5 protein-coding genes are annotated in these 4,296 nt (G+C 36.1%); all 5 read right to left on the reverse strand.

Annotated elements, in window-relative coordinates:
- Window positions 1-408: hypothetical protein (locus tag AB1414_16405; protein MEW6609000.1), on the reverse strand; the 408-nt coding region annotated here is incomplete at its 3' end.
- Between the two features lie 306 nt (window positions 409-714).
- Entirely contained in the window at window positions 715-1,209 is a 495-nt protein-coding gene (locus AB1414_16410; protein MEW6609001.1) for a hypothetical protein, read from the reverse strand.
- 2 nt (window positions 1,210-1,211) lie between these two features.
- Window positions 1,212-1,643: a DUF4157 domain-containing protein gene (locus AB1414_16415; GenBank protein ID MEW6609002.1), complete on the reverse strand. Its 432-nt coding sequence runs from the start codon at window positions 1,641-1,643 to the stop codon at window positions 1,212-1,214.
- Between the two features lie 243 nt (window positions 1,644-1,886).
- Window positions 1,887-3,005: a hypothetical protein gene (locus tag AB1414_16420; GenBank protein MEW6609003.1), complete on the reverse strand. Its 1,119-nt coding sequence runs from the start codon at window positions 3,003-3,005 to the stop codon at window positions 1,887-1,889.
- Window positions 3,006-3,031: 26 nt separating this feature from the next.
- The coding region (locus AB1414_16425; protein ID MEW6609004.1) for a lytic transglycosylase domain-containing protein at window positions 3,032-4,296 on the reverse strand (1,265 nt) is incomplete at its 5' end.

Here is a 4,296-nt window from a genome sequence, read left to right on the forward strand (position 1 = left end):
CATTAAAACAAGTCCTGTATCCAGTGCACTACCTAAATCATCTTCCTGATACCCAAAACTCAAATAATAATCATTTTCATACGAGACTAAAATATCTGTCAAACTCCCAACATCCATACCTGCTGAACTCAAAGCCAATATCTTCCGTGCCAAATAATCACAAACATCAACTTCAGTTGCCTCGATATAATCTATTGCCCGCAAAAGATTGGTCTTAGTCCCTTCTAAATCAAGCAAAGTTTGCGTAACTACACAGGTATCTCTAAACCCGGTAGTATCAGGATTGCCCCACGAATAATCGGTATTCTGGTGGTCATACAACCACTTAATACCATCATTTATCTCAGCATAGCTAAAACTGGAAATAAGGACTACACTTAGCATTAAAACCAATCGTGTCCTGAACATCTTTCACCACCTTCTCCTGAAAATAGTCTTTTCACGCAAAGGCGCAAAGGTAATTTTTTCCCTTATTTCCCTTTGCATTCTTTGCGTGCCTGGCGTGAAACTTCCTTTCCTCTGAAAAATCCGAACTTGGGATAGCCGTGAGAATAGAACACGGATGACACAGATTAAACGGATGAACACAGATTTCTTTTGAAAATATCTCACACAAAGACACAAAGGTAAAAAATCTAATTCTTTAATCTATCTGTGTTATCTGTGTTATCTGTGTTCATCTGTGTTCTCTTGATTTTCCTTTTCGTTTGTGAATTAACAAACTCCTGTCTGCTTTCGAGGTCTGTCCCCAACTTCTGCAACTCCTGTATTAGTAAAACACAGTTTAACATATGATAAATTGAGATACCATACAATAATTCCTATTATCCCTAATATTAATATAGGAATAAACACATATCCATAAAAAAGATCTTTTTTTAATATCATTGCTATTATATACATTACCCCACTGATATTTAAAGGTAATCCTACTATTATAATAAGGATGATAGTTCCAATACGAGCATAATTTTTTAATTTTAGCATTCCATAACCACAAGATAAAGACAAAAATCCAAAGCCTAAAAAGAATGGGGCTGAATAAGAAAGAAGATGTATTAATCCAACCATCCCACATGATTTTCCCGTTATTAAAATAGTCGATGTCCACATATAGATACCAATTACACCTATGATGCTTGATAATCCTCCAACAATTATTGCCAAAGCAGACAATATAAATATACCTACTGGTCTTTTATTTTCCATAATTATTCCTCTTCATCAGGATAATAAATTTGCATAAATAATTCTGATTTTTTTATTGCTTCAAGCTCAAATGCACTATCTTCATAACCATTTTTGATCCACTCATAGAGATAGAAAAAGAAAAAGTGTGATGGGTCTCGTCGATATTGTACTACATGAGCACATTCATGAGAAGCTAACTTTGGATCTAATACTGCTTCTTTAGCAAGTACAACTGTTTCTCCTATGGTAATAGCAGGATGTCCTAACATTAAAGCATCAGTTATTGGTCCTCCTCTCATAAATACAACTTCATCAAAATCTTGTTGGTAAAATTCTTCTAATTGTTGTAAAAGTATAGGGTCTAAATTTTCAATAATTTCACCTTCACTAAAATGTTCTATAAGTTTCTCTGTAAAAAGCTCTATCCAATTCTTTTCTTGCTTCGTCGTCATCCCACCCTGTAAGTATCCAGTGATGTAATAAGCGCCAAATGCTTCATTTGAGTCTAAAGTTATCCAACCTACACCATACCAATCGTTAATTAAAGTGAACAGTGGTCAGTGATCAGTATTTTTTATTTGCAACTAAATTGGGAAGTTTTTAGCCTTATTTAATTGTCAAAGAACTGATAATAATTAAGGAAAGTAAAACGAAAAATCAGACCTGACACTAATTATATTTGAAACACCCTAATCCTATTCCTCTACTTCCACCGTCATAATACAAAGATGATTTCCTTCCTGATCAAACCATTCATATACTATCTTATTTTCTACTGGTGACCACCTGATATGTGTTCCGTTATATTCAGTCTCTTGTAAGTCATTCCCATCTATATTAGCAAAACAAATTTTTGAATCAATGATACCTACCACCTTACTCATATCTGGAGAATAACTCCCTGCAAGTTCAAGATCCATCTTGCTAACTGGATTCTTACCATCTAAATCCATAGTCCATAATTCATAATAATCCTCCCATAGCCCCTTTTCAGGTGTGGCAGATGGGATTAATAACATCGCCCAGATCTTATATTCCCCATTTACTTTGTTATCCCTTTTGATGTCAAATCCTGCAAATGGTGTCCAAATTTTTCCTTCCACCTCCACATCTTTTTCTGTAAATATCCTTTGAGGTTCTCTTCCTGTTATAGAAATAGAAAATAGTGCTTCATAACGAGGTATTGGTTTATCAATAAATGCCTGGTATATAATCTTTAAACCATCAGGCAACCAGGAAAATGTATCAATACAAGTAGTATCAGCACTTGTTGTTAGTTGTCTAAGGCCACTACCATCTGAATTCATTACCCAAATATCCCCTCTATCATGAATAGTTACCTCTCCATCTCCATATGAGGTATCTTCCTTTATCAAATGAAATGCAATCTTGGTTCCATCAGGAGACCACTGCGGGGTTTCGGCAATCTGACCATTTTGTTGGTATAAGACAACGGTGTTTGTTCCATTAACATCTGTCTTATAAATGCCGGTATATGTCCACTCTTCACCTGGACTAATACTTGGAACAGGACATTTCGTAAACACTATCCAGTTTCCATCAGGTGACCACTCAGGTTCTGATGCATCAGCAATTGGTAATTGGATAACATTCACAACATTAACTCTTTTTGATATTTTAGCAACATTTTTCTTTCCTTCACCAACAGATAATTTTCCTGCATCAGCAATTGTAACTTCTAATGTTTTATTAGTTTTTCCCTTTTCCCTCCCTTCAGCAAATATAAACAGACTGATAGTTATACATATACATACTACTAATAAAATCAATCCAATATTAATTTTCTTCTTCATCTTCCTCAACCTCCTTAAAATTTAGATTATGGATCATATTCTAATGCATATCCTTGCAATTCATCCCTTGATTCACCTATAATCTTTCTAACATAATCAATAGTTTCATCTACCGTTAATTTAGGATTGTATTTTTTCTTTTTCTTTATTGCTTCCTCTTCTTTCTTCTGATTATAACTTCCATAATTAACTAAATTTATCCAATGAGTGCCGAATTCACGAATTTCTCCTTCTGAAGCATTAGGATGATGGCGTTTATACCACATCATTGCTCTCCCCTGCCACCTATCCACATTTCCTGATCCAGCATTATATCCCGCCAGTGCATAGCGTTGTCTTTCTAACCCTGATTCCCAGCTATGAGCATCATATCTATCTTGTAGATAACCAGCTCCTGCCGGGATAGCGGCTTCTACATCCCATACCGAACCTGTAACCTCTGGACTTTCTGTCCATTCCTGCCCTTCTGGTGTCTTTACCCACTCATAAAATTCCTTTCTTTTTTGATATAATTCTTTGGAATTCTTGGGAGTACCACTGGGAAGTGGCGGCATAGGTGTTGTAAGTCCTTCTCCTTGTGCGGTAGATGGCATAAATTGACATAACCCCATTGCTCCAGATGCACTCACAGCATACGGGGAAAATACACTCTCCTGATGTATCAACCCTTTTTCTACCTCAGGCAAAATATCCTTTCCTGCTGTAGCATTCATTATAATCTCATCATATTGATTATACCTTTCCCCTAAGCCAACTGTAATTTTTATCTTTAGACTGTTCATATTACCATTGGTATCAGCAACCTGGGCAAATAGATAATAATCTCCACACATCCATGGGTTAAATGTCACCTCTTTCCCTACTCCTACATCTGTTTGCTCGTCCGGACCTACTATTTCCCACTCAATAGTATCACTCAAATCTTTTCCCGGACCTTCTGTCCCAGGTATTCTTTCATAAGCCATTCCAAAACATTCTATTGACTCATCAGGTTTATAATACTCACCATCCGTTGGAAAAACTATTGTTATTATAGGAATATACCGTTCAGTCGTCATCCCACCCTGTAAGTATCCACTGATGTAATAACCGCCGAATGCTTTATCTGAGTCTAATGTTATCCATCCTGTCCCCTCCCAATCATTATATAGAAATTCATCCTCAGGTATGGTAACGGTATCGTTAGGATGAGTATCTATATAATCCCATATCCAATCCTTTATCCAATCCTCTACACTTAACTGTGCTAATTCTGACTCAAGATTATCCTTGTTTATGACATGGATGGGTA

The organism is bacterium (assembly GCA_040755795.1).
Taxonomy (GTDB): Bacteria; UBA9089; CG2-30-40-21; order CG2-30-40-21; family SBAY01; genus JBFLXS01.